This window comes from Stenotrophomonas sp. STEN020 (genome assembly GCF_056760195.1).
This window is the reverse complement of record NZ_JBRREI010000017.1, coordinates 15,621-35,500: the sequence shown is the minus strand read 5'-3', so window position 1 is coordinate 35,500 and position 19,880 is coordinate 15,621. Positions and strand designations below refer to the sequence as shown.

At 62.1% G+C, this 19,880-nt stretch carries 33 protein-coding genes; 32 read left to right on the top strand and 1 reads right to left on the bottom strand.

Annotation, left to right across the window (positions count from 1 at the left end; translation table 11 throughout):
* Window positions 1–105 precede the first annotated feature (105 nt).
* The 26 genes from ACVOLZ_RS09505 to ACVOLZ_RS09380 all read left to right on the top strand — a co-directional run bounded on the left by ACVOLZ_RS09505 (window position 106) and on the right by ACVOLZ_RS09380 (window position 12,375).
* Window positions 106–411 (top strand): hypothetical protein, encoded by a 306-nt coding sequence (locus ACVOLZ_RS09505; protein WP_329757791.1) that lies wholly within the window; start codon window positions 106–108, stop codon window positions 409–411.
* On the top strand, window positions 314–1,180 hold the full coding sequence (locus tag ACVOLZ_RS09500; protein ID WP_481515918.1) for an ArdC-like ssDNA-binding domain-containing protein: 867 nt from the start codon (window positions 314–316) through the stop codon (window positions 1,178–1,180). Before ACVOLZ_RS09505 ends, ACVOLZ_RS09500 begins: the two co-directional genes overlap by 98 nt.
* Before the next feature lie 120 nt (window positions 1,181–1,300).
* Window positions 1,301–2,338: a YadA-like family protein gene (locus ACVOLZ_RS09495; RefSeq protein WP_481515917.1), complete on the top strand. Its 1,038-nt coding sequence runs from the start codon at window positions 1,301–1,303 to the stop codon at window positions 2,336–2,338.
* On the top strand, window positions 2,338–2,886 hold the full coding sequence (locus ACVOLZ_RS09490) for a carboxypeptidase-like regulatory domain-containing protein (RefSeq protein WP_481515916.1): 549 nt from the start codon (window positions 2,338–2,340) through the stop codon (window positions 2,884–2,886). Before ACVOLZ_RS09495 ends, ACVOLZ_RS09490 begins: the two co-directional genes overlap by 1 nt.
* A gap of 222 nt (window positions 2,887–3,108) precedes the next feature.
* Complete coding sequence (locus ACVOLZ_RS09485) at window positions 3,109–3,573, top strand: JAB domain-containing protein (RefSeq protein WP_414608260.1); 465 nt, start codon at window positions 3,109–3,111, stop codon at window positions 3,571–3,573.
* Window positions 3,574–3,727: 154 nt separating this feature from the next.
* Window positions 3,728–4,240, top strand: a complete 513-nt coding sequence (locus tag ACVOLZ_RS09480; RefSeq protein WP_481515915.1) for an ankyrin repeat domain-containing protein — start codon at window positions 3,728–3,730, stop codon at window positions 4,238–4,240.
* A gap of 90 nt (window positions 4,241–4,330) precedes the next feature.
* Entirely contained in the window at window positions 4,331–4,531 is a 201-nt protein-coding gene (locus tag ACVOLZ_RS09475) for a hypothetical protein (protein ID WP_141480820.1), read from the top strand.
* Window positions 4,528–5,535 carry an ArdC family protein gene (locus ACVOLZ_RS09470; protein ID WP_414608262.1) on the top strand — a complete coding sequence of 336 codons (1,008 nt, stop codon included), beginning with the start codon at window positions 4,528–4,530 and terminating at the stop codon, window positions 5,533–5,535. Before ACVOLZ_RS09475 ends, ACVOLZ_RS09470 begins: the two co-directional genes overlap by 4 nt.
* Before the next feature lie 276 nt (window positions 5,536–5,811).
* A complete protein-coding gene (locus tag ACVOLZ_RS09465) occupies window positions 5,812–6,033 on the top strand; it encodes a hypothetical protein (protein ID WP_414608263.1) in 222 nt (73 codons plus the stop codon).
* Window positions 6,033–6,320, top strand: coding sequence for a hypothetical protein (locus ACVOLZ_RS09460; RefSeq protein ID WP_414608264.1), 288 nt, complete (start codon window positions 6,033–6,035; stop codon window positions 6,318–6,320). Before ACVOLZ_RS09465 ends, ACVOLZ_RS09460 begins: the two co-directional genes overlap by 1 nt.
* A 95-nt stretch (window positions 6,321–6,415) precedes the next feature.
* Complete coding sequence (locus ACVOLZ_RS09455) at window positions 6,416–6,607, top strand: hypothetical protein (protein ID WP_414608265.1); 192 nt, start codon at window positions 6,416–6,418, stop codon at window positions 6,605–6,607.
* A gap of 6 nt (window positions 6,608–6,613) precedes the next feature.
* Complete coding sequence (locus tag ACVOLZ_RS09450) at window positions 6,614–7,057, top strand: DUF6573 family protein (RefSeq protein ID WP_414608266.1); 444 nt, start codon at window positions 6,614–6,616, stop codon at window positions 7,055–7,057.
* A gap of 206 nt (window positions 7,058–7,263) precedes the next feature.
* On the top strand, window positions 7,264–7,590 hold the full coding sequence (locus ACVOLZ_RS09445; RefSeq protein ID WP_481515914.1) for an outer membrane lipoprotein: 327 nt from the start codon (window positions 7,264–7,266) through the stop codon (window positions 7,588–7,590).
* Between the two features lie 110 nt (window positions 7,591–7,700).
* Window positions 7,701–7,934 (top strand): hypothetical protein, encoded by a 234-nt coding sequence (locus ACVOLZ_RS09440; RefSeq protein WP_414608268.1) that lies wholly within the window; start codon window positions 7,701–7,703, stop codon window positions 7,932–7,934.
* Window positions 7,927–8,421: a hypothetical protein gene (locus tag ACVOLZ_RS09435; protein WP_481515913.1), complete on the top strand. Its 495-nt coding sequence runs from the start codon at window positions 7,927–7,929 to the stop codon at window positions 8,419–8,421. The genes ACVOLZ_RS09440 and ACVOLZ_RS09435 overlap by 8 nt, the downstream gene beginning before the upstream one ends.
* 144 nt (window positions 8,422–8,565) lie before the next feature.
* On the top strand, window positions 8,566–8,721 hold the full coding sequence (locus tag ACVOLZ_RS09430; RefSeq protein WP_414608269.1) for a hypothetical protein: 156 nt from the start codon (window positions 8,566–8,568) through the stop codon (window positions 8,719–8,721).
* Between the two features lie 8 nt (window positions 8,722–8,729).
* Window positions 8,730–9,311 carry a nucleotide-binding protein gene (locus tag ACVOLZ_RS09425; protein WP_481515912.1) on the top strand — a complete coding sequence of 194 codons (582 nt, stop codon included), beginning with the start codon at window positions 8,730–8,732 and terminating at the stop codon, window positions 9,309–9,311.
* Window positions 9,308–9,532 carry a hypothetical protein gene (locus tag ACVOLZ_RS09420; RefSeq protein ID WP_414608271.1) on the top strand — a complete coding sequence of 75 codons (225 nt, stop codon included), beginning with the start codon at window positions 9,308–9,310 and terminating at the stop codon, window positions 9,530–9,532. The genes ACVOLZ_RS09425 and ACVOLZ_RS09420 overlap by 4 nt, the downstream gene beginning before the upstream one ends.
* Window positions 9,529–9,702 (top strand): hypothetical protein, encoded by a 174-nt coding sequence (locus tag ACVOLZ_RS09415; protein WP_414608272.1) that lies wholly within the window; start codon window positions 9,529–9,531, stop codon window positions 9,700–9,702. The genes ACVOLZ_RS09420 and ACVOLZ_RS09415 overlap by 4 nt, the downstream gene beginning before the upstream one ends.
* Window positions 9,689–9,982 carry a hypothetical protein gene (locus ACVOLZ_RS09410; protein WP_414608273.1) on the top strand — a complete coding sequence of 98 codons (294 nt, stop codon included), beginning with the start codon at window positions 9,689–9,691 and terminating at the stop codon, window positions 9,980–9,982. The genes ACVOLZ_RS09415 and ACVOLZ_RS09410 overlap by 14 nt, the downstream gene beginning before the upstream one ends.
* Before the next feature lie 292 nt (window positions 9,983–10,274).
* Complete coding sequence (locus ACVOLZ_RS09405) at window positions 10,275–10,409, top strand: hypothetical protein (protein ID WP_414608274.1); 135 nt, start codon at window positions 10,275–10,277, stop codon at window positions 10,407–10,409.
* A 13-nt stretch (window positions 10,410–10,422) separates the two neighbouring features.
* On the top strand, window positions 10,423–10,686 hold the full coding sequence (locus ACVOLZ_RS09400; protein ID WP_481515911.1) for a hypothetical protein: 264 nt from the start codon (window positions 10,423–10,425) through the stop codon (window positions 10,684–10,686).
* A 61-nt stretch (window positions 10,687–10,747) separates the two neighbouring features.
* Window positions 10,748–10,936, top strand: a complete 189-nt coding sequence (locus ACVOLZ_RS09395; RefSeq protein WP_414608275.1) for a hypothetical protein — start codon at window positions 10,748–10,750, stop codon at window positions 10,934–10,936.
* A gap of 8 nt (window positions 10,937–10,944) precedes the next feature.
* The gene (locus ACVOLZ_RS09390; protein ID WP_414608276.1) at window positions 10,945–11,250 is read left to right on the top strand and encodes a hypothetical protein; all 306 of its coding nucleotides are present in this window, start codon (window positions 10,945–10,947) and stop codon (window positions 11,248–11,250) included.
* Window positions 11,247–11,774: a hypothetical protein gene (locus ACVOLZ_RS09385; RefSeq protein ID WP_481515910.1), complete on the top strand. Its 528-nt coding sequence runs from the start codon at window positions 11,247–11,249 to the stop codon at window positions 11,772–11,774. Before ACVOLZ_RS09390 ends, ACVOLZ_RS09385 begins: the two co-directional genes overlap by 4 nt.
* A 58-nt stretch (window positions 11,775–11,832) precedes the next feature.
* A complete protein-coding gene (locus tag ACVOLZ_RS09380; RefSeq protein WP_414608278.1) occupies window positions 11,833–12,375 on the top strand; it encodes a HEPN domain-containing protein in 543 nt (180 codons plus the stop codon).
* On the opposite strand, the gene ACVOLZ_RS09375 is transcribed toward ACVOLZ_RS09380, so the two are convergent.
* Window positions 12,372–13,385: a hypothetical protein gene (locus ACVOLZ_RS09375; protein ID WP_414608279.1), complete on the bottom strand. Its 1,014-nt coding sequence runs from the start codon at window positions 13,383–13,385 to the stop codon at window positions 12,372–12,374. The genes ACVOLZ_RS09380 and ACVOLZ_RS09375 overlap by 4 nt on opposite strands.
* Window positions 13,386–13,843: 458 nt before the next feature.
* Between ACVOLZ_RS09375 and ACVOLZ_RS09370 the strand changes: the two genes are divergently transcribed.
* The 6 genes from ACVOLZ_RS09370 to ACVOLZ_RS09345 all read left to right on the top strand — a co-directional run bounded on the left by ACVOLZ_RS09370 (window position 13,844) and on the right by ACVOLZ_RS09345 (window position 19,876).
* On the top strand, window positions 13,844–14,263 hold the full coding sequence (locus tag ACVOLZ_RS09370) for a hypothetical protein (RefSeq protein ID WP_414608280.1): 420 nt from the start codon (window positions 13,844–13,846) through the stop codon (window positions 14,261–14,263).
* Between the two features lie 33 nt (window positions 14,264–14,296).
* Window positions 14,297–14,935 carry a hypothetical protein gene (locus ACVOLZ_RS09365; protein WP_481515909.1) on the top strand — a complete coding sequence of 213 codons (639 nt, stop codon included), beginning with the start codon at window positions 14,297–14,299 and terminating at the stop codon, window positions 14,933–14,935.
* A gap of 54 nt (window positions 14,936–14,989) precedes the next feature.
* Complete coding sequence (locus ACVOLZ_RS09360) at window positions 14,990–15,199, top strand: hypothetical protein (RefSeq protein WP_414608282.1); 210 nt, start codon at window positions 14,990–14,992, stop codon at window positions 15,197–15,199.
* Between the two features lie 5 nt (window positions 15,200–15,204).
* Entirely contained in the window at window positions 15,205–16,068 is an 864-nt protein-coding gene (locus tag ACVOLZ_RS09355; RefSeq protein ID WP_414608283.1) for a hypothetical protein, read from the top strand.
* A gap of 101 nt (window positions 16,069–16,169) precedes the next feature.
* Window positions 16,170–16,889 carry a hypothetical protein gene (locus ACVOLZ_RS09350; protein WP_481515908.1) on the top strand — a complete coding sequence of 240 codons (720 nt, stop codon included), beginning with the start codon at window positions 16,170–16,172 and terminating at the stop codon, window positions 16,887–16,889.
* Between the two features lie 11 nt (window positions 16,890–16,900).
* Window positions 16,901–19,876 carry a TraM recognition domain-containing protein gene (locus ACVOLZ_RS09345; RefSeq protein WP_414608285.1) on the top strand — a complete coding sequence of 992 codons (2,976 nt, stop codon included), beginning with the start codon at window positions 16,901–16,903 and terminating at the stop codon, window positions 19,874–19,876.
* Window positions 19,877–19,880 lie beyond the last annotated feature (4 nt).

Sequence of the window (19,880 nt, the reverse complement as noted above, 5' to 3'; positions counted from 1 at the left end):
CACCGTACTCACTTCACTGGCGTGAAGCCGTACCGGTTCGCATTCCTCAACTTGCGTGCCCGCCAACGTGCCGCAGACTGGACGGGGCATAGAGGAACCCGTCCCATGTCTGATCCGAACTTTACCGACGACGAAATCCTGATGGCGGCCGACCGCTTCGAGATCGTGTGCGAGAAGCACACGACCCGTATGCAGTTGGCTGACGAATGGTTCGTGCCGGGCAAGCACCACTCGACCATCGATACGTGCTGCAAGTACGCCAGATCCGCGTTAGAGCGAGGGTATGACGTACACATCAAGTGGAAGGTGAAAGATGGATCGACACGAATACCAGAGGCTGCAAGCCAAGAATTTCTACGACAACTTGCGGGAGGGCGTGGCACCTCCGCTCTTTCGATGGCAAGACCCTGATACGCCACTGCCGCAGATCGGCGGCGAGCCTCGCGGTGTGTCCGGCTACTGCTTTGAAGCCGACAACGCCCTGCAGCTGGCCATGGCTGCCAAAGCACAGGGCTTCCAGAGCCCCTACTGGCTGTCCACCGAGCAGGCCAACGCGGCCGGCGGCTATATCCGCAAGGGCGAAGTCGGCACGAAGATCCTCAAATGGATCCGCAAGGATGGCCAGCTGTCCGAGCGGGTGCCGGCTACCGTGTTCAACGCTGACCAGATCAAGGGCTTGAACCTGCCCAGGCAAAAAGGTCTGACGCCCGAGCAGCAAGCCACGCGGCAAGCAGGGCTGGATGCCTTGATTGCGCCGCGCAAGAAGACGCCCACGATCGAGCAGTACAACGCTCGCCTAAAAGAAGTCATGGCCGAGAAGTTCCCGGCCCAAGAGGACGTGCAGGACAACGCCCGAATGGCTCTGCGCCGCGAGTACGCGATCATGACTGGGCAAGCTCGGCTAGGGCTGCCACGGGAAGTCGAACCCGAGCTGGCCCGGGAGTTGAAGCCCTTCATCGAGCACCGGCCCCACCCTCAGGAAGTCGTTCGTGCCCTGGATGACGCCTATGCGGCATTGAAGGAGGTCGGTATCGAGCCGCTGGTCTACGCGAGCGTGCCCAGGAAGGAGATGGCGCAACAGCCTGTCAAGCCCGCCAGTGAGCCACGTCCGAAGCGCGAACGGTCGCAGGCCAAGGGCAAAGAGAAGGGCAGGGAGCAATCCAACGACATTCCATTCTGACGGATGGGTTCGCAGAACTGGGAGAACGAGGGGCGGAACGACCGCCCCTTCGCTTGGGAGGGGTTGCCGAAATCGGCATCGTTTCTAGGTTGGGGTTGGTCTCCCCACATTCCCTTCCCCATGAAAAAGATTGCACTTCTCTTGGCGCTTGGTCTGACGGCCGGCGCAGTGAACGCTCAAACCTACGCCCCCGATCTGGATGCCTATGCTTGTGATGGTGCGTCTGCGACTGGGAGTTCTTCCACTGCATGTGGTGGTTTCGCCAATGCAAGCGGGGATGGAGCGACCGCCACAGGCGCGCAAGCCAACGGATCAGGTCAGGCCTCAACAGCCACAGGAAACTACGCACAAGCAACAGAAGCAGGCGCAACTTCGACTGGTGCCGAAGCCGATGCAAGCGGCGTCAACAGCACCTCTACCGGATATCGTGCCAACAGTAGCGGCCATAGCACCACGGCGACAGGCTCCCAAGCGAACGCCACTGGCGAAAGTGCAACAGCGACGGGTGTGGCCGCTAACGCTTCCGGCGACTATTCCAGTGCGACAGGCGTAACCGCGAATGCTTCTGGCTATGCGGCAAACGCTACGGGGAACAACGCGCGAGCGTCCGCAGATGGCGCGAACACCTATGGATCGGCCAGCCAGGCGTCGGCGGTCAATGCGTCTGCGTTTGGCCATGGATCAAATGCCTCGCACGCTAACGCCGTGGCAATCGGTGCCAACACCCGCACCACGCAGGAGAACGAAGTGGCGATGGGCGGACGCAAAGTCACGCAAGTTGCCAATGGTTCGATCTCCCAGGGTTCGACCGACGCGATCAACGGCGGCCAGTTGTGGGAGATCATGCAAGGAATGGGTGGCTCGAACTTCGACGAAACCTTGTGGAACGACCGTTGGGAGAACATCAACAGCCGATTTGGCGAGGTTGATCGTCGCCTCAACGGTCTAGGCGCGCAAATGGGCGCCTTGTCGATGATGGCGGCCACGCCCGGCGAGGGTGGGGTTACCGTCGGCATTGGCTTCTCGGGCGGCGAAACCGCCCTGGCCGTGGGTTGGTCGCGTCGTCTCAACGACCGCGTCTCGATCGCAGTGGGTGCGTCCTTCGGTGGCGGCAACAAGGCGGTCGTGGGCGTGGGCCTGCGGATTGGGGGCCGCTAATGAAAATTCTCGTCCTCTTCCTCGCTCTTTTGGTTGCGCCCTTCGCGGCCTCTGCGGGGCAGCTGTCTTCGGACTTCCGGGGCCAGGTTGTCGATAGCTTGGGCCAGCCTGTGGCCGGAGCGGTCATGGTCGTGGAGGCCATCGAAACGGGCCGCACGACGCGTCATGTGGCCAACGCCAAGGGCCGTTGGCATGCCCATGGCCTGCGGTCGGACCTGACCTATCGGGTGTCGTGCTATGCGCCAGACGCATTGGAGCCTGTCGTCGAGTTCGTTGGCCGTGTCCGCCTAGGCCAGATTCACGTGCGTAATTGCGTGGTGGGCAGGTTGGTCAAGGAGTCCCCCAGCCGGCTGTCGAGTTGGCAGTGGAGGCAGCCATCCTATGCCGACGAGGTGGTGGTGATGTACAGCACGCTGGAAAAGTACGGTAGGCGTGGCCACGGCACCTACGCTTGCAGTCCTGCGACCTGTCCTGATCGCATGATCTTCCCGGGTCCTCGTGCATGGGCTGCTTCCGGCGGCAATCCGGTTTCGGTCGGGTCGAGATAGGGCCCATTCGGCAGCTTGCCGCGTGGGGGGCAGTCCTTCGGCACTGTCTTCTTGACCTGCATTTCCTTTTGCGCGCAGTCGGGCTACGGACACTTTGCCGGGTCGGTCCAGGCCGCAAGGCGTGCGCCTGCTCCACTGCGTTTCGCCCTACGGTGCGGCCCGGCCTGCTGGCCCCGGCGGCGGTCCTGCGCACGCCAATCCGGCGCGCCAGAGGAAACCGCAATGCGAGTCCCCAAGCCGCTCACGGCCGAACAGAGCCGCCTCATCGAGCAAGCCGAAGCCCTCATGCGCTCCCGTATCCGGGGCGATGGCATGCAACTCTCCGATCCGTCCACCGCCGGCTCGATGTTCCGCTATCGGCTGGCCAGCCACGACCGGGAAGTGCTCTCGATCGCCTTCCTCAACACGCGACATAAGGTCATCGTGGTGGAAGACATGTTCGCTGGCACCCTGGACGCTTCGGAAGTGCACACGCGGGAAATCGCCAAGCGCGCTCTGGAACTGAACGCCGCAGCCATCATCATGGCCCACAACCACCCGTCAGGCTCCCTGGAACCCAGCGCCGCCGACAGAGAATGCACAACTCGCTGTAAGCAAGCACTCGCCCTCGTGGACGTTCGTCTCCTGGACCACTTCGTCGTCTCCGCCGAAGGCTACACCTCGTTGGCCGCGCGTGGCTGGATCTAACCCAGCCCTCCGGGGTTGCCCGCAATGGCAACCCTTTCACAATGATTCGATGACCAAGACACATCGCGCCCTTCTGGATCTCGTTCAAGAACGCACAGGGCCCACGCATCCCAACTACACGGCGCTGCTGCGAGCCAGGGACGATGTGCGGGCCATGGCCCATGTCCTGGGAGTAAGGGGCGTAGACCCGGACAGCTCAGACCTGGAAGGCTCCACGATCCTTCACCAGCCAGACGTGTCCCATGGCGTGGTCCAACTGCTGCTGGCCGCTGGCGCCGACCCTGATGCACGCTGGTATGGCGGCCATGGCCGCACGCCTCTGTTCTTTGCCACCGTTCCGGGCGTGCCGACACTCCTGTATGAGTCTGGCGCCGACCTGGAACATCGTGATGTCAGCGGCCTGACGCCATTGCTGTTCAACATCCAGTACGGCGCCGTTGACCTGGTGGAGGAGCTGCTTGGGCTGGGGGCGGACGATACCGTTCACGACGACGCGGGACTGGACGTATTCGACTACGCCAGTCTTGTGCCCACGCAAGCAATCGCAGAGCAGTTGGCTGCGATCTTGCAGCGCTATCGCGCCCAACGGGCAAGGGTCCGTAGGGAAGAGCTCGTAGCTGTCGTCCGATCCGGCTCGCGGCAGTGCGAGCCGCAGCGTCGATTGTAGTTTGCGCAGCTCTTCGCATTATTTGGAGTGCCAGCTTCCGGATGGCACGGCTCTGCCTAATGTGGGAGTTCCTTCACTCGGAGTTCTCCCATGGAAGACGCAATCTCACTGAGCGACGCATTGGACGCGGCGCTTCGCTACCGTGTCGTTCGTACTTCTGATGGGGTGGTGATCCAGCCAGGAACGGCCGATGACTATCTGCTGGATATCGAGCAGGCCGTGGAGAAAGTGCGGATCTCGTTGGAGCGGGGCGATCTGGTCATCACAGACGAAAGCTCCGAAGACGAATGAAGTACGCGGAGCTGGCGCAGCAACAGGCGCAACTCCTGATTGATCTGATGGCGCAAGGAAAACCCTTCCTGCCGTTCTTGAAGCCGGGCGATCCCCGCACCGTGAACAACCTGCCGTACAACCCGACAACGGGTAAGGCGTACAGGGGCGGAAACCGGGTCATGCTGTGGATCGCCAGCATGGTCAATGGCTGGGAAGACAATCGCTGGGTGACCTTCAAGCAAGCGCAGGCGCTTGGCGCGTTCGTGAAGAGGGGATCGAAGTCGATCCAGCTGCGCTACACGATCTATCCCGACGAGAAGGAGGCCAAGTCTTCGCCGGTTCATGACCACGGGAATGCATCTGTTGTCAGACCCGAGAACGACAAGGTCAAGACGTTCTTCTTCAACGTCTTCAATGCCTCCCAGGTGGAGGGGCTTCCACCGCCTCCGCCGCGCCCGGAGACAACTCCGGCGCAGCGGATCGAACGGTGCGAGGCCTTGCTGAAGGCCTCGGGCGTTCCGGTTGTGTACGGGGCATCACAGCCCCACTACTCGCCGCGTTCAGATCAGATCGGATTGCCGTTCCCAGAACGGTTCGTCAGCCCAGAGGCCTTCTACAGTACAGCTTTGCATGAACTAGCCCACGCAACTGGCCACCCCACGCGATTGGATCGTGACCTGTCAGGTGCATTCGGTTCGGAGAGCTACGCACGCGAAGAGGTAGTTGCAGAGACTTCGTCACACATCATGGGCGTGGAGTTGGGGATAGGGCACGATCCGAGTCAGCACGCAGCGTACATCCATCACTGGATCAAGATTGCGAAGGAAGATCCGAACTTCCTGTACTCCGCTGCATCAGCGGCAGAGAAAGTGTGCGACTTCGTCGGGCTTGAACGCTTTCGGTTTGAGCCGTTGCTGGACGAACCGGAAGTGGAAGTTGATCCTCGATCAGTGGAAGTCCCGGCACTGGAACAGGCGTCGGTTCCCTCCTTGATTCATGTGCCAGGAATGGAAATGGCCTAGGGCCTCCTGTGGATCGCGCCCATCGTCTTTCAACCGATCAAGGATCGGCCCTACGGGCTTGGTCGCTGGCCCAATAGTCTGGTCAACGCTCTTCGGCGGTAATGCCTTCCGCCGGCGCTTGTCCTGTCAATGGTCGCTCCAGCGGCCCGTGTCCTCGACTGCGTCTGCGGGCCGCGCCAGCCGCCGGTGCTTCCTCCATTGACAGCGCGCCGCCTGCCGGCGGCCAGTCCCCATTCGGGAACATCGCGGGGGCGTGTCCCCGTGTGGGAACCAACAATGAACTGGCAAGAAGCACTGAGCGCCTACGACGCCCACCTGGCCGATGACGGCCGGATCGTGCGAAAGGGCAAGACGTTGGGCGTGGTGATCACCGAGAAGAGGAATCGACTGCGGATCGAGTCGGTGGCCGGCACGATGCTGGCGAGCGGCCCCGTCGAGCCCCGAACTGTTGAGCGGTTCGTTGAGAGCTACTGGTACTGGACGAAGGAGTGCCACTGATGGCCACGTATCGCTTCAATCTCCGGCTGGACCGGATCGTGCCTCATACCGCCACCGTCGAGGTGGAGGCTGACAACATTGCCGACGCGATCCAGCAGGTGCGCGCAGCTGACGGCGACGGGGCTGTGTGGACGCCCGAAAGCTATGGCTACTGGGGCGATGGCATGGTGGTGGACGGCATGCACCGCGTCGAACCCGCACTGGACTTCCAGGTGGTGGCTGACCCCATCGAGGAACTGGGGCTGGCGTGGTTCAAGCGTATGGAAGCCACGCAGGTGACCCCATGAGGCACCGGAAAGGCCCAATTTCGCCTGGCTACGTGCGCCGGACTTCTCCCACAGCCTGCAGCGTCATGCCCTTCACAGGCTCCACCGCAGCAGACATGAAGCAGCTGCGGTTCCTGGCTCAGCAGTACGCCCGGCAGGTGCCGTTTGGTTTGGACTGGCCCGTGAACTTCTGGGCAGACCGCATCGGCTTTGACGCTGGCGACCACGCCGCCCGCTGCTGGCTCGATGGCTACTTCCAGCGGTTCACCCATCCGGCAATGCACGCCGGCAATAACACGAAGCACTGAACGACTATGAGCAAAGACGACAAGAAAGTAGCGTCCCTGGCGCAAAACCAGATGGAGGCGTTCTGGGGCAAGCCCATCTCCATCTACACGCGCGCCCAGGCGCTGGCCGACGGCGTGCTGGTGGATTTGACCACCACCGCCAAGCAGTACGGCTTCAAGATCCCATTTGCTTGCACGGAAGCCGTCTGGCACTCACTGGACTGGCCAGTGGGCCACAAGCCCGGCAATGGACAGTCCACCGAAGGCCGCGTCCACGATGTGCTGATGATGGCGCGACTGGCAGCCAATGGCGCAGCCAAAGCCGGCGCGTCGGTGGCGGACTTCGATGTGCTGGTGGTGCCGGTCGAAGGAGAAGGCATCGTTCCCGAGACGGTTCGCTTACGGCTGATGGTGTCTGGTGGCGACAACGGCGAGCCCGTGCTGACCTTGATGTACCCCGGCGAAGATTGATCCGGGGCCTGTAATGGCTCGCAGAAGCAGGGCTTGCCGGGAAGAACAAGCCCATTAGCTTGGGATATTCACTAGAAGGACTTCCCATGCGCGCTGCCATCCTCCTTTCCCTGCTTCTCATCGCCCCCATCGCCAGCATTTCGGCGGGGGAGCAGTCGGCTCGTTCCTACCAGGCCCACGAAGCACAGACCGCCCAGCAAGTCCGGGTGGCGCGTGTCCTCCATGTTCGTGAGGTTCGTATCCAAGCCAAGAAGACCCACACGGGTACCGTGGTGGGTGCGGCGCTGGGCTATGCCGCTGCCGACCAGATCAACGACCGCCGTACCGCACGTGTCGTCAGCAGCGTGCTGGGTGGGGCGACCGGCCGCGCCATCCAGGGCAAGTTCTACCGCCGTGGCTTGGAGATCTATGTCCAGGAGTCGAACGGCAAGACTTGGGCCATCGTTCAAGAAGCCGATGTGCCGGTACAGGTGGGCGATGTGGTGGCATTGGTTGGAGCACGGCGAAGCCTACGCGTCGTGCCCTTGAACTAGGAACAGCAGAGCCGCCGAAAGGCGGCTTTTCTGTATTCACTCGCAGGCCCAGGGGTTGCCGAAATCGGCCATGAACCTAGGTTGGTAGAAACCTCCCCGAGAACATGCCCATGTCCCGCTTCTCCATTCCTGACTACGACCGCGAACAGACCAAGAAGCTGCATGAAGTGATTGCCTCCGGCAAGCCGCGCAAGCTGCAGTCGTTCTTGAAGAAGCACAACGGCTCCATCATCTTCGACGAAGCCGTGTATGTCGATGGAACGGCTTACGACCTGGCCAAGGCCCACATGCCCAAGCAGATTGCCAGGCTGGACGCGCACATGCGCAAGCACTTCTATGGATGAGCGAACTGTTCGACGGATTGTCGATATGCGGAAACGACAGCGGCGCTCCCTTCGAGAGATTGCCGAGAGCGTCGGCCTGTCCAAGGAAAGAGTCCGGCAAGTGCTCATTGAACGGGGCGTATCGCCCCAGCAACATCCACCGGAAAGCAACCGGAAGAAACGGCTACAGCTGACAGAAGAGCAACTACGCCAGCGATATGGATGCACGTTGGAAGAGCTAGGCCGCATACAAGGCAACCGGATCATGGAGGACCGGGCATCGCCCGCTGGCCTGTACCGCATGCAGCGGAATAGGTCTTTACGGCTGAACCGAGGATGGGCGTTCACGCTGCCAACGTGGTGGGCGCTGTGGGAGTCGCATTGGCTTGATCGCGTTCGCGGCAACCTGGTCATGGTGCCATTGAACACTGGCCAGCCTATTGGCCCAGGCAATGCCCGGATCATCACGCGTTCGGAAGTCATGAAGCAGTGGCACGCCAGAAAGTGAGCTCCTACGCCTGAACGACAAGCCGCCACCTGGCGGCTTCTCTGTATCCGCTCGCAGCATCAGGGGTTGCCGAAATCGGCTTAGCTGATTGCATGGATATCAAGTGATATCCACTGATATCACCCGATATCAAGGAGCTTCCCCATGCGAACCAAGAAAACGAACACCAACCTATACCTGTACTCCTTCCTGGGCCTGCTGTTCGGCCTGGCCGCTTCCGTGGACGTGGGGTCATTGGCCCAGCACGGCGTGGACAACCAGACCAGCTACATCCAGGAGTCCATGCGGAGCCTGGACTGATGGTCCACGTGTCCGTCGTGTCTCCCAAGGGAGGAGTGGGCAAGACCATGCTGGCGCTGCAGCTGGCTGCTTCCTACGCCCGCGACGGACAGCGAGTGTGCCTGGTCGATCATGATCCACAGGGGTCTGCACTGGTGTTCGGCAAGATTGCCCAGCGTGCAGGGGTGGAGCTGTCATTCGTACCCACCAACGCCCGAGTGAGCGGGTTTGACGTGTACATCCACGATCACCCGCCAGGGCTGGAAGAGGCCTATCCCTCGCGCATTGCTGTCGTTCCGACGCTGTTGGATCCGCCATCTTTCCTGATCCACCGCCGGGGGCTACGCCACCTGGAAGAGCGTGGACTGGCCGTGGTGCCCGTGGCCTGTCGATATCGATCGGACCGCAAGCAACAGCGCGACCTGGTAGCCGCCCACTTTCTCGACCGGCCCGTGGTGAAGGATCGGGACGTGTTCCCGACCTGCTATGGACGAGGCCTGACGGTCGTAGACGCGCGGGGCATTCCCCACCTGACCAAGGCCCAGAACGAGATCGCTCTACTGCGGGCAGCAGTGGATGCAGCAATCACCCAACAGACCCCATCCATATGAACCAGATCCAGACCTTCAAGTTCGACTCCCCGCTGCTGGCGATGAAGACCATCGCTCAACTTCTCGCTGCCCAGATCCAGTTCACCTGCACGCATGAGGCTGGACAGATCCATGTCTGCTACCCGATTGGAGCGGAAGCCACTCTGCCGGTGGCGTACGACCGCGCCTGGGAGCAGGTGTTCAGCGTCCTGCACAACGCGCAGCAAGGAGCCATCCTATGACTCGCGCCTTGATCTGCCGCCCGAACGGCGAGCTGGAAGAAATCGACCTGCGGACTGCTACTCCCGAAGAGCAGGCACTGGCCATTCGTGATCATCGGGAGCTGGAGTTGGTGGTGATTCTAGTCCGGTCCATTCGCACCGTGGAGGAGGCAGCCCGTGAGCTGGAATGACCTCGACGCCGACGACCTGGCCAAGGTCTCGTTCACCACTCAAGCCCAGGGTGTACGCATCCAGCGAGAACCAGGCCCGCCAAAGATCTACGTGGAGGCCGACACGGATCCGGATACCAAGCCCATGTTGCTGCGTACGTCCAAGGCGCTTCATGATCGATTGGAACGGGTGGTCAATGGCAATCGCAGCGTAGCGCTGCAAGCCTTGATCGAAGAGGCGCTGGACCGTTTGGAATCAGGGCAGGAGTGCTGGCGCGTGATAGCACGCGATATCGGCTGATATCCATCGATATCAAGGACAAGAGCAAGGATCTGGAACCAGGGCCTTGGCCCTTGCTCCGCACTTGGGTTGTAAATGCTGTAAGACCCACGGACACAAACGCTCCGCACGAAACCCCGAACGGGGCTTTTTCTTTTCGCGTTGCTCGTAGCGCTTCGCAGTTCTTAGGGGTTGACAGCTTGCCGAAATCAGAATTCTCCACATACTGGATATAGGCAATCGCAAAGCATGAAACCCCACAAAACAACGGGTTCAAGCAAAGAAAGCCACCCATCACCACCGGAGCCCAGACATGAGCATCTTTGACCGTATTACGCACTCCCAAGAACAAAGCTTCATTGCCCTGCGTACCAATGGCTTGTTCGCCATGGCCCTTACCGGACTGGCTGTTCTGACTGCCACCATCCTGCCTGCCATCGTCGCCTGATCGGAGACCGCACATGACCATTTCAGTTATCCGCCCTTTCTCAAACGAAGACGCAGACGCTGTTGAGAAGGCAGCAGCACGCTTCTGCACGCGCCACGGTGTTCAACGAGACGCTGATTGTCCAGACGCCCACATGAACATTCGAGTACACCTTCTGGAGGCATCCGACACCCATCTGGGGCAGTTGTGGCAGGCCTGCTTCTGCCGAGCCGTGGGTCTTCCCTACGACAGGCGGCTGACGGTGGCTCATGGGCATCTTGGCTTCCAAATCGCTTGACCCATTCCTGCCCTATATCGTCTCAACAGACTTCCCTTTCTCCCCCAATCGAGACTTCCCCATGAATACCACGCAAACCTCCCTCCTAGTTTTCGCCGTTGTCTGCTGGGTCCTGTTCCCGACACTCGCCGCGGGCATTGCGTTCTTCTCGTTCAACATCCAGGCATTGGTCTGGGCCCTGGCCGGGATCGGCGTTGCCTCTGTGCTGTTCGAGACCCCGCGGGACTGGATCCTCGACCGCTTCCAGTAAGGCTGCCCATGCGCATCCTTGAACACCACACCGATCCTGTTTCCGGCCACACGTATGCCGTCATCGTGAACCCGGTTGCCGACACCGCCCTGCCCACGCTGCGCTACCGCCTCATTCGGGCGATCTCCCCGAACTGGATTCAAGAGGTCAACACCACGCGGTCGGTCTCGCGAACCTCCGGCATTGCCATCTACGAGGAGTTCGACTGCCTGGAAGAGTGGAAGGACCATCCCAGGTACGTCAGGCGGGTGGACGAGTTCAAGGAAGAAGCCTATCGCCTCGCCACTGCCCTTATTCCCCGGAGACCGAAATGAACTTCAACCCGACTTACTTTTCACGCCTGCAGCAGGCCATCGAACGTGGCTCGCTTCCCCTACTGGAAGAAGCCTTGGCCACCATTCGGAAGGACCATTGGCAGCGCACCCTCAAGAGGCACACCAAGGCCTCAAACCTGGCCTATGACACCGTCGCCCGGATGGCGACCTGTGGCCTGGTGGATGTGCGAGGCGAGGACGACATCACTCCGCTCATGCTTACCTGTCTGCTCTACCGCGAGAAGGTGATGAAGGGCGATAAGCACGCTGCCGTGGCGCTGAACAACATCGCGGGCTGGCTGCTGGCCGAGGGCGCATGTGCGAACGCCGAAGGCTGCCGCCCACCTAGACGCACAGTGGACCGCAACACTGGCAAGGCGGTGTATGTCCGAGTCCGGGGCAAGAACCTGTTGGAAGCCTTGGGGTGGTCGGCGCTCCCTCCCAGCGTCCAGCAGCACATGCAGCCCGGGCGCTACCTGCGAGAAGCACGACGCCAGGACTCGCGGCTGGCGGTTGCGGCCTGATTTGTCCGACCCACTGGCTGGGTGCCACAATCGGGCCGATAGGGGAACCTGAACAGTCATGCCATCGAGAGCCAGCCTGACCTTCGACCACGCCATCCAGGACGCGGTCAACCTGGTCAACCACTTCGACAAACTGAACTCCCAGCCGCCACCGCCAGAGAACGAAGTCTTGAAGCGGGCCAGCTTGGTCATGGCGCTGGCGGCACTCGAAACCTATTTCGAGGACCGGCTGGTTGAGGCCGTGGATGCCATCGCCGGGACCGGAGACGGACACCTGCCGCAGTTCATGCGGGACAGCCTGGCCAACGACTTGAAGTACTTCCACACCCCATCGACCGACCGTGTCAGACCGCTATTCCAGAAGTACCTGGGCGTGGACATCACAGAGTCCTGGCGCTGGAACATGATGGAACCGGCCGCTGCCCGCAACGAGTTGAACCGGCTGGCCAAGAAGCGCGGGGACATTGCCCATCGTTCGTGGCGGCCTGCCAACGGCACGCCGACCAAGCATGCGGTGTCCCGGGATGACCTGCGCCGCCACATCCATTTCATCCGCCAGCTGGTCGTGGCCACGGACGCGGCGCTGGCCAAGTCGGCCTAGTAGCCCAGAGCTGCGTTCAACCGCCGGCTGGCCCGCCCATACCTGGCCAGCACTTCCGCTTCCAACTCTGGGTCAGTCGGGAAGGCCTTCCGCCGGCGACGAGCTGACAGCAGGGCCTCCATGTCGGCGTTGGCTTCCTTGTACTCTCGCTCGGCCTCTGCACGCTCCTGGGAGGCCTTCCTTCGTGCGGCCATGCGCCGCATACGCTCGGTGCTGGGCTTGACGGGGCGCGCTTCCAGCACCGGCGGCGGCACGCTCACGCCGCCGGCCTTCCCCCGGCGCAGCTCACTGACGCTGGCCGAAGTCAGCCACCAGTGGTCCAGGAAGTCGCGTAGCTCGGTGCGGCGGCCCACTCCCACGACCCAGGCGTTGGCGTCGATGAGTTGCCACACGACGCGTCGGAAATCGTCGTCGGTCAGCAGGTAGACGGCCCGCCGCTTCTCGCGGGCCAGGGGCTTGCCTGCCAGCCGGGCGAGCAGGTTCGCCAGCCCCTTGGACTGCTTGTCGCCGTAGCGGCAGGACACCCCCAGCATGCAAATTCCATCGTCGGCTTGGGCGGCGTAGACCCGTGAGCGCGGCATCGCGTGGCGGGCCTGCAGTGCTTCCCGGTAAGTAGGCAGCGACACGGACGAGGGCAGTTGCACGAGATGGTTGTGCGACAGCAATAGGGTGCGGGCGCGCTGCTCGCGCAGGCGTTCAGGAAGTTCAGGGACGGTCAGAAGGTCGGAGGATGCGCGGGACTGCTGGCAGCGGCGACAGCACGCGAACGCGTTCTCGGCAGTCAGCGGCCCGCCCAGGAAAGGATGGACGCACGTGGCAATGACGGGCGCAGAGAACGAGCGAGGTACGTCGTGGATGTAGGGCTGGCGACACAGAGGGCAGTGTTCACCTGCAGCTTCAAGGACACGGCGGCGAGCGTAGAGGGGCAGGGTGGCACTGTGCGGAACATCGAGTGAGTCGATGGCGTTCTGGAAGTCGGCGAGCGTCAGGGTGTGGCAGGCGGGCGTCATTGGCTGGGGGAAGAGTGGCGCTGCATTGAGTGTGGCGCGGCTTGCGATGTTGGCAAGGGCAGCACGAGCAACGACATGTCGGTTGCAAGCGTGGAGTGGGTGAGGCGCACTGATCGCGAAAAGCAACGGCGCGAGCTTATTGGCGAGAAGCGGGCGGCTGACGACTGTTTGCGTGGCGGTCGAAAGAGCGACGACGCGAGCGCAAAGCTGAGGTCAGCGCATGGACAACACGCTCCTATCGGATTTGACGGCCCTAACGGAAATGGCCCCGAGAGGCCATGCAATCCGTTGAGCCGCCTGCCTTTCGGCGCCTAATGGTCTTCCATTAGATTTCTGGCGCAAAACAGCGCGAAACAGCTTTGCTGTTGCGTTCGCAGTTCCATTAGTCGGGTATTGCCAGTCCGCATTTGCTTCATAGCTTGGATGGAGTCGATATCCAACTGTGTGAGTGAACGAACGTGGCAGGCAAAACAATCTCCGTGTGGTTAAAGGGCGACGAGGCCGAACGCTTCCAGAGCGCAGCCGATGAACGCGCCCTATCGCTTCCCGCGTTCCTGAAACGCGCTGCCGACACAGCGCTGGACACACCTGATCCACGCGAAGCGCTGCGCGCCTTTGCCACGGAACTTCGCGCCGACTTGCGCGCCGACCTGCGAGGCGAGGCGGCCAAAGTTGCCGAGGCAGTCGCCCTCATCGCCGAACGCCAAGATGAAGTTCGCGGGCTGTTCCACCGCTTCCTCAACGACTTGAACTCGCAGCAGATCAACGCCGTGAAAGTCGCGGTTGAGGTCGGCCGGCAGCACGGCCAGGCCGAAGCCATGCAAGCGATGGGTGCCAAACCCTCGTACCGATCCAGTCCACCCCCGCCGCTTGGCTGACCCATCTCCCCCCCGCCCCAAGGAACTGCCCACATGAAGAACCTGATTGTCTCCCTCTCCGTTGTAGCCATGCTGGCAACGTCCGTTGCTCCGGCCATGGCCCAGGACGCAACTTCACCCCCAACCGAAACGGCCGCGCCCGACAAGCCCAAGACCGACAAGAAGCGCCTGTTCAAAGCGGGTGGGCTGGGCTGCCTTGCCGGTGGCGCCGTCGCCCTGCTGTCGGGCAAGAAGGACAAGGCCGTCGCCGCGTGTGCGGTCGGCGCGGCCGTCGGCTCGGTAGCTTCTTACAAGAAGCAGATGGATGAGGTCCGCGAACTGGCTGCCCAGGCGCAGGCCGCCGGCATGGCGGCCACTGTCGCCACCAAGGAAGCCACCGCTCAGTCGGGCGAGAAGGTCGAGGCCCTGGACAGTGTGGTCATCGCTTACGACCCGGCCAGCATGTCCGCCCGCGATCCGCAGACCGTCGCCGTGCTCGACAAGATCTCGGCCCTGGCGAAGCGCTCCAAGGAGCCGCTGACGATTGCCGCCGAAGGTCGCGACATGCACGCCTGTCAGATCCCGCTGACCGAACTGTCGGCCCGCGACACCTTCCCGCCGGCCAAGGCCATCGACAAGTGCGGGCAGGGCAAGCCGCAGTTGGTCATCACCCCAGTGCCCGACCTGACCTAACCACCACTGGCCGGACTCGGCAGCGAGGCCGGTCACTTTCGCGAGGACTTCCCCATGCGCAGCACCATTCAACTCACCGCCCATCCCGCTCCCTTTGAGGATCTGACTGCCGAAGACATCCGTGCGTTCTTCTTGGAGCAGCCCGTCAAACTGCCGGCCGATCCAGCTCCGTTCCAGGGCTACACGCCAGAGGAACTTGACCTTCTCTATGCCGACGTAGCCGCTGCCCCGACCTTTGCGGGTGGCGAGGGCGAGGAGCGCTAACCTCCATGGATGACCTGTTCTCCGATCTGGACGACCTTCCGGTTCCTCCCCAGCCGCCGGCACGCCCGGCGGTTCCGAACCTGGCCGATGGCTTGCGTAACGCTGGCCTTCTTTCGCGCCAGCCGTCGGTATATCCAGGGCCGGCCCCTGTCATAGAGCCCGAGGCTGACGAGGTGGCTGAGGCTGTACTTGAGTCCGAGTCCGACCCGGTAGTGGTGTCCACGGTTGAGCACGAAGACGCGCCGGCTGTACCGGAGGAGGCGTCCCAACTCTTCACCGACGCAGAGGTCATGGCTTCGGTCGATCTTTCCCCGGAGCCGGAGGTAGAGGTCGAAGCTGCCCCCGAGGTGGCGCCGGAACCCGAACTGCAGCCCGAGCCCGAGCTTGTGCCGTTGCCCGCAGCTCCAGTGGTGACTTCGACGCGCGTTGAAGGCGTAGCCGAGACTGTCTCTTGTTCTGCTCCCATCCGACGTTGGTACTGGGTAGGCGGCGCGGCCGTGTTGGCAGTGAGCGTGGCGTGGCTGATGTACGGCTCTAGTAACAAGAAGTCGGTATCCACCTCGGATCCTGCGCCGGTCGCAGGACCAGTGGCCGATGAAGCACCTGTCGTTCCTTTGGCGGTGGAGCCGGAAGCGCCCGCACCCGTCGAAGCCCCGGCTGCCCCGGTCTTGCCAGTAGCGCCGATCGCAGAGACCAAGGAAGTGCCAGCACCGGCCCCCGAGCCCACACCAGCCGCCCCGGCCAAACCCGTGCCGAAATCGGTGGCGAAGAAGCCACAGGGCACGAAGCCCGCTGTCCAGCCTGCGCCCAAGCCCACGTGGCAGGACGACGCATTGGACAAGTTGGACGATTTAGAAAAGCGCCTATGAACTCGCAAGTTCAGGGGTTGCCGAAATCGGCCTCCGCATTAGCTTGAAATCATTCCCCCAACTTCCCCCAACGCATGATCCTTCGACTTCTATTTCCTCATTTGCGGCGCAGCAAGCCCGGCAACTTCTTTGCCTCCTACTTGCTGACCTTCTACGGACGACTGTGCATCGGTGGCCCCAAGGTGGATGACCTTCCCAAGCAAGCGCCCATCGAAGTGCGCGAGCGGATCGTGGGTACCTGGTTCAACCACAACGAAGATCGCCTGCCTGAGAAACGGTTGGACAAATGGGAAGTGGGCCAGCTGAAAGCAGCCCAGCTGCGGGACGAAGAAGAGAAGTGGGCTGCCGTACGGGCGTTCCTCTACTCGGTCTGCCTGGTCCTGGTGCTGTATGGGCTGGGGGCAGGCGTCAACAAAGTGGCGTCAGGTGTTGAAGCCAGGTGGGCCAAGCACAAGGCCGAAGCCGCAGCCGAGGAAGCCCGCGAATACGCAGCCAAGCGAGACACGCTGATGAAGGAGTGGGCTGCGGACAGCGCCGGCTACTCCGCCCAGAAGTGCATTGACGAGGTGTCGAATCTGCGGGACCGCAAGACCGACCAGAAGCGTGACCGCTATACGGTCCTGCAGCAGGGGTGTGCTGACAAGCGGGCCGACATCGAGAAGCTGGCCAAGACCTGGTCGCTGGACGACTGCACCAAGGCCGGTGTCCAGCTCAACAAGATGCTTGCCGACGGCGCCTCCCACACCTGGGTCGATGAACTGATCTTCCGCTACCACTGCTACCCCACTTACGGCGCTGCGCTCGAAGCGCGCCTGAAATAAGGACTTCCCCCATGCGAGCACCTGCCATTCCCCAAGACACACTGAACCTGTTCAACAAACTAGCCTACGGGATCCGTGATGTGATCCTGCGCCGCCAGTCGGCCATCGCCGGTAAGACCAGCCGCAACTCCTGGGTCTATGACCGGGCCCAAGAGCGGTTCGACTACATCACACAGGGCGAAGACCTGATCAACCTGGCCCCGATTCGCGTGGGCGAGCCCCTGGTCAATGTCGAGCCGGAACACCACGAGAAGTTGCGCGAGCTCGGGGCCGTGGAGAAGGCCGGCCAGTTCTTCATGCCGAACCTGCTGGAAGATGAGCGCTGGATATTCAAGAACTGGTTCCCCAAGGCGCCCCCCGATCTGGTGTCCATGGATCTGAACTGGCACTTGACGCGCGATGGACGACCCACCAACGGCTACATCCATCCCGAAGACCTGGTGCGAGGCAACGACAGTACGGCCACGTCCTTTCTTATGGCTGCGTTCCCGGTGCTGTTTGCGGGTGGCTACGCCATGTCCCAGTTCCCCGTGGTGGGCCCGGGCATGGCCTTGGCAGTCACCGGACCGCTGCTGGCCCTGCACGCCTACGCTTTGTACCAGGCAGAAGGTGCGGGAACCCTGGCCAAGGTCCTGGCCTTGTCCGGTGGCGTTCCGCTGATGGCTGCGGGCCTGTCGGGGGATGTTCCCTTCCAGGTCAGCGGCAAGGCCATGCTCATCGGGGGTGTGACTATCGGAGCCATTGTGGCGTTCGCCAAGGCTCTGGCTTCCAGCGGAAAGACACCAGCGGTGTCGTCCATGTTCTCCAAGGTTGCCCATGTATTGATGGTGGTGGGCACGCTGTTCGGGATGAACTACGCCCTGGGCCTGCTTCCCCCGTCGTTGAATTGGGTCAAGCCGCTGAGCTGGTTCGTGGTGGCCTGTGCCTACCCGCTGTACTACACCGCCGGAAATTACAACGCCCGGACCGCGTTCTTCGATCTGATGACCAAGCGCGGTGCTGGTTCGGTCCACGGCTCGGCCAACATGCTGGGCAAGACTTCCTCGTTCCGGATGCAGCAGATCCGAAGCGCCTTCCGCGACAAGTCCCCGTTCCTGACACTGGGTACAGCGCTAGGCGTCCAAGCGAGATACAACCTGTCGCTGGCCCCGGACCCCGGCCAGGTCATGGGCATGACCGTGGAGGATTTGAAGACCCACCTGTTCTTGTTCGGCAAGACTGGTAAGGGCAAGACCCAGGCCATCCGCAAACTCATGCTGGAACTGGCCCAGCTCGGAATGCCTATCGGTGCACTGGTGGCGGACGGCAAGTGGGCTCTGGTCGCCGACACCCGCCCCTGGTACGACCTGATCATCGAGCCAGGCATCAAGTTCGCGCCCTTCCAGGGCCTGACTTCACTCACGCTCACCCAGGCGTTTGCCGAGGCAAACAACGCGTCGATGGAGGACGAAGGATCGATCTGGGTACAGGTGGCAGGACAGGCGCACCGCTACGGTTCGGCCATCCTCGAAGCATTGGTGGCGCACGAGAAGGTGCGCCGCGCGGCAGACGAGCGGGAGCTTGACGCGATCGGTCTGCGCATTGAGCGGTTGGTCGCCCAGAAGATCCTGTTGGAGCGAAGCAAGTCCGACCTCACGGTCGTCAACGCTCGCTTGAAGGCCGAGGCAACCTTGGCCCGGACCTTGATGGCTAAGCTCAAAGCAGGGCGCGCCTACCGCTGGGCTCCTGCTGCATACAGCAAGATCATCAACACGCTGGGCTCGGGCGTGAAGGGCACTGATGGTATCTGGCGCCCCAGCGACAAGGCCATGGCCCTGTTCGACTACTTGGGCTTCCAGGTCAAGAAGGAAGGCGAGGACGATGCGCTGTTCAACCAGCGCGTGGAGCTGGAGCCTGAGTCCATCCACCCCCACTTGGCTGACGAAAGCCGCGTGCTGTCCAACGCGATCTACTTCTTCACCGTGCCCTGGTTCCAGGGCAAGACCGAAGAGCAGCGCCAGTCTTTCTTGATGAACATCGACAAAGACTTACAGGGCTTCATGCAAAACGACGAGCTGCGCGGCAGCATGATCGGGGGTGTGGACCACGGCGACGAGGCCTGGTCGCACACCGAAGAGGGCGAAGACGTTCTGCAGTGCCTGTACGGCAAGAAGGTGGGCCTGAACCTGTCAGACCGCTACGGCAAGACTGCCAAGGTCATCCAGAAGCTCATCGAGAAGCGTGTGTTCGATGCGGCCCGCGAACGCAACGAGCGGTACGGCGACGAGTGGCCGGAGAAGACGGGCCAGTCCTACGTCGTTGTGATCAAGGACGAGTGCCAGGATCTGGTGTCGCCGGCCGACGTGAAGATGGTCGCCGTAGGCCGCTCAATGGGTGTGCAAATGGTCTATGCCACCCAGAACTACGAGAGCCTGGACACCATCCTGCCCAGCGACGATGCCAAGGGCGCGTTCTTGTACAACTTCCGGTCGCGGATCATCTTCGAGGCCTCACCCAAGACCTACGACTACATCCAGCGGGATGCGGGCGTGACCATGAAGAGGAAGCTGACGGTCAGCGTGCAGGAGACCGTGGATACCAGCCGCACAGTGGACATGATCTATGCGTCCGCCTACACCGACCGCAACCACCCGTCGGCTTGGCGCTTCCGCGACATGGCACGCCGTGGCTCGACCAGGCTGCAGGTCGTGATCCAAGGCTTGAAGAACTACATGGGCCTGGCGCGACGTATCCCGGTGGAAGAGCTGCAAGAGCAGAACTACTTCCCCGTGTACAGCAGCGGCAAGTATGAGGAAGGCCCGATCATCGAGAAGACGGATTTGGCCGGCAACCTGATGGAGGAGAGCAACGCGCTTCTGTACATCAACCGCGCCGGCCATCCCCGGATCGACTTCGCCAAGATGGAATACATCGGCACCAAGGAGTTCGGGCGTCGCATGAAGTCTATTCAAGCCGCCAAGTCCAGCGCCCTAACCGAAACCGCATAAGGAA

Bases quoted from the DNA above. Each gene is read 5' to 3' on its own strand.
- ACVOLZ_RS09505 (WP_329757791.1), top strand. From the start codon at position 106: ATGTCTGATCCGAACTTTACCGACGACGAAATCCTGATGGCGGCCGAC.
- ACVOLZ_RS09500 (WP_481515918.1), top strand. From the start codon at position 314: ATGGATCGACACGAATACCAGAGGCTGCAAGCCAAGAATTTCTACGAC.
- ACVOLZ_RS09495 (WP_481515917.1), top strand. From the start codon at position 1,301: ATGAAAAAGATTGCACTTCTCTTGGCGCTTGGTCTGACGGCCGGCGCA.
- ACVOLZ_RS09490 (WP_481515916.1), top strand. From the start codon at position 2,338: ATGAAAATTCTCGTCCTCTTCCTCGCTCTTTTGGTTGCGCCCTTCGCG.
- ACVOLZ_RS09485 (WP_414608260.1), top strand. From the start codon at position 3,109: ATGCGAGTCCCCAAGCCGCTCACGGCCGAACAGAGCCGCCTCATCGAG.
- ACVOLZ_RS09480 (WP_481515915.1), top strand. From the start codon at position 3,728: ATGGCCCATGTCCTGGGAGTAAGGGGCGTAGACCCGGACAGCTCAGAC.
- ACVOLZ_RS09475 (WP_141480820.1), top strand. From the start codon at position 4,331: ATGGAAGACGCAATCTCACTGAGCGACGCATTGGACGCGGCGCTTCGC.
- ACVOLZ_RS09470 (WP_414608262.1), top strand. From the start codon at position 4,528: ATGAAGTACGCGGAGCTGGCGCAGCAACAGGCGCAACTCCTGATTGAT.
- ACVOLZ_RS09465 (WP_414608263.1), top strand. From the start codon at position 5,812: ATGAACTGGCAAGAAGCACTGAGCGCCTACGACGCCCACCTGGCCGAT.
- ACVOLZ_RS09460 (WP_414608264.1), top strand. From the start codon at position 6,033: ATGGCCACGTATCGCTTCAATCTCCGGCTGGACCGGATCGTGCCTCAT.
- ACVOLZ_RS09455 (WP_414608265.1), top strand. From the start codon at position 6,416: ATGAAGCAGCTGCGGTTCCTGGCTCAGCAGTACGCCCGGCAGGTGCCG.
- ACVOLZ_RS09450 (WP_414608266.1), top strand. From the start codon at position 6,614: ATGAGCAAAGACGACAAGAAAGTAGCGTCCCTGGCGCAAAACCAGATG.
- ACVOLZ_RS09440 (WP_414608268.1), top strand. From the start codon at position 7,701: ATGTCCCGCTTCTCCATTCCTGACTACGACCGCGAACAGACCAAGAAG.
- ACVOLZ_RS09435 (WP_481515913.1), top strand. From the start codon at position 7,927: ATGGATGAGCGAACTGTTCGACGGATTGTCGATATGCGGAAACGACAG.
- ACVOLZ_RS09430 (WP_414608269.1), top strand. From the start codon at position 8,566: ATGCGAACCAAGAAAACGAACACCAACCTATACCTGTACTCCTTCCTG.
- ACVOLZ_RS09420 (WP_414608271.1), top strand. From the start codon at position 9,308: ATGAACCAGATCCAGACCTTCAAGTTCGACTCCCCGCTGCTGGCGATG.
- ACVOLZ_RS09415 (WP_414608272.1), top strand. From the start codon at position 9,529: ATGACTCGCGCCTTGATCTGCCGCCCGAACGGCGAGCTGGAAGAAATC.
- ACVOLZ_RS09405 (WP_414608274.1), top strand. From the start codon at position 10,275: ATGAGCATCTTTGACCGTATTACGCACTCCCAAGAACAAAGCTTCATT.
- ACVOLZ_RS09400 (WP_481515911.1), top strand. From the start codon at position 10,423: ATGACCATTTCAGTTATCCGCCCTTTCTCAAACGAAGACGCAGACGCT.
- ACVOLZ_RS09395 (WP_414608275.1), top strand. From the start codon at position 10,748: ATGAATACCACGCAAACCTCCCTCCTAGTTTTCGCCGTTGTCTGCTGG.
- ACVOLZ_RS09390 (WP_414608276.1), top strand. From the start codon at position 10,945: ATGCGCATCCTTGAACACCACACCGATCCTGTTTCCGGCCACACGTAT.
- ACVOLZ_RS09385 (WP_481515910.1), top strand. From the start codon at position 11,247: ATGAACTTCAACCCGACTTACTTTTCACGCCTGCAGCAGGCCATCGAA.
- ACVOLZ_RS09380 (WP_414608278.1), top strand. From the start codon at position 11,833: ATGCCATCGAGAGCCAGCCTGACCTTCGACCACGCCATCCAGGACGCG.
- ACVOLZ_RS09375 (WP_414608279.1), bottom strand. From the start codon at position 13,385: ATGACGCCCGCCTGCCACACCCTGACGCTCGCCGACTTCCAGAACGCC.
- ACVOLZ_RS09365 (WP_481515909.1), top strand. From the start codon at position 14,297: ATGAAGAACCTGATTGTCTCCCTCTCCGTTGTAGCCATGCTGGCAACG.
- ACVOLZ_RS09360 (WP_414608282.1), top strand. From the start codon at position 14,990: ATGCGCAGCACCATTCAACTCACCGCCCATCCCGCTCCCTTTGAGGAT.
- ACVOLZ_RS09355 (WP_414608283.1), top strand. From the start codon at position 15,205: ATGGATGACCTGTTCTCCGATCTGGACGACCTTCCGGTTCCTCCCCAG.
- ACVOLZ_RS09345 (WP_414608285.1), top strand. From the start codon at position 16,901: ATGCGAGCACCTGCCATTCCCCAAGACACACTGAACCTGTTCAACAAA.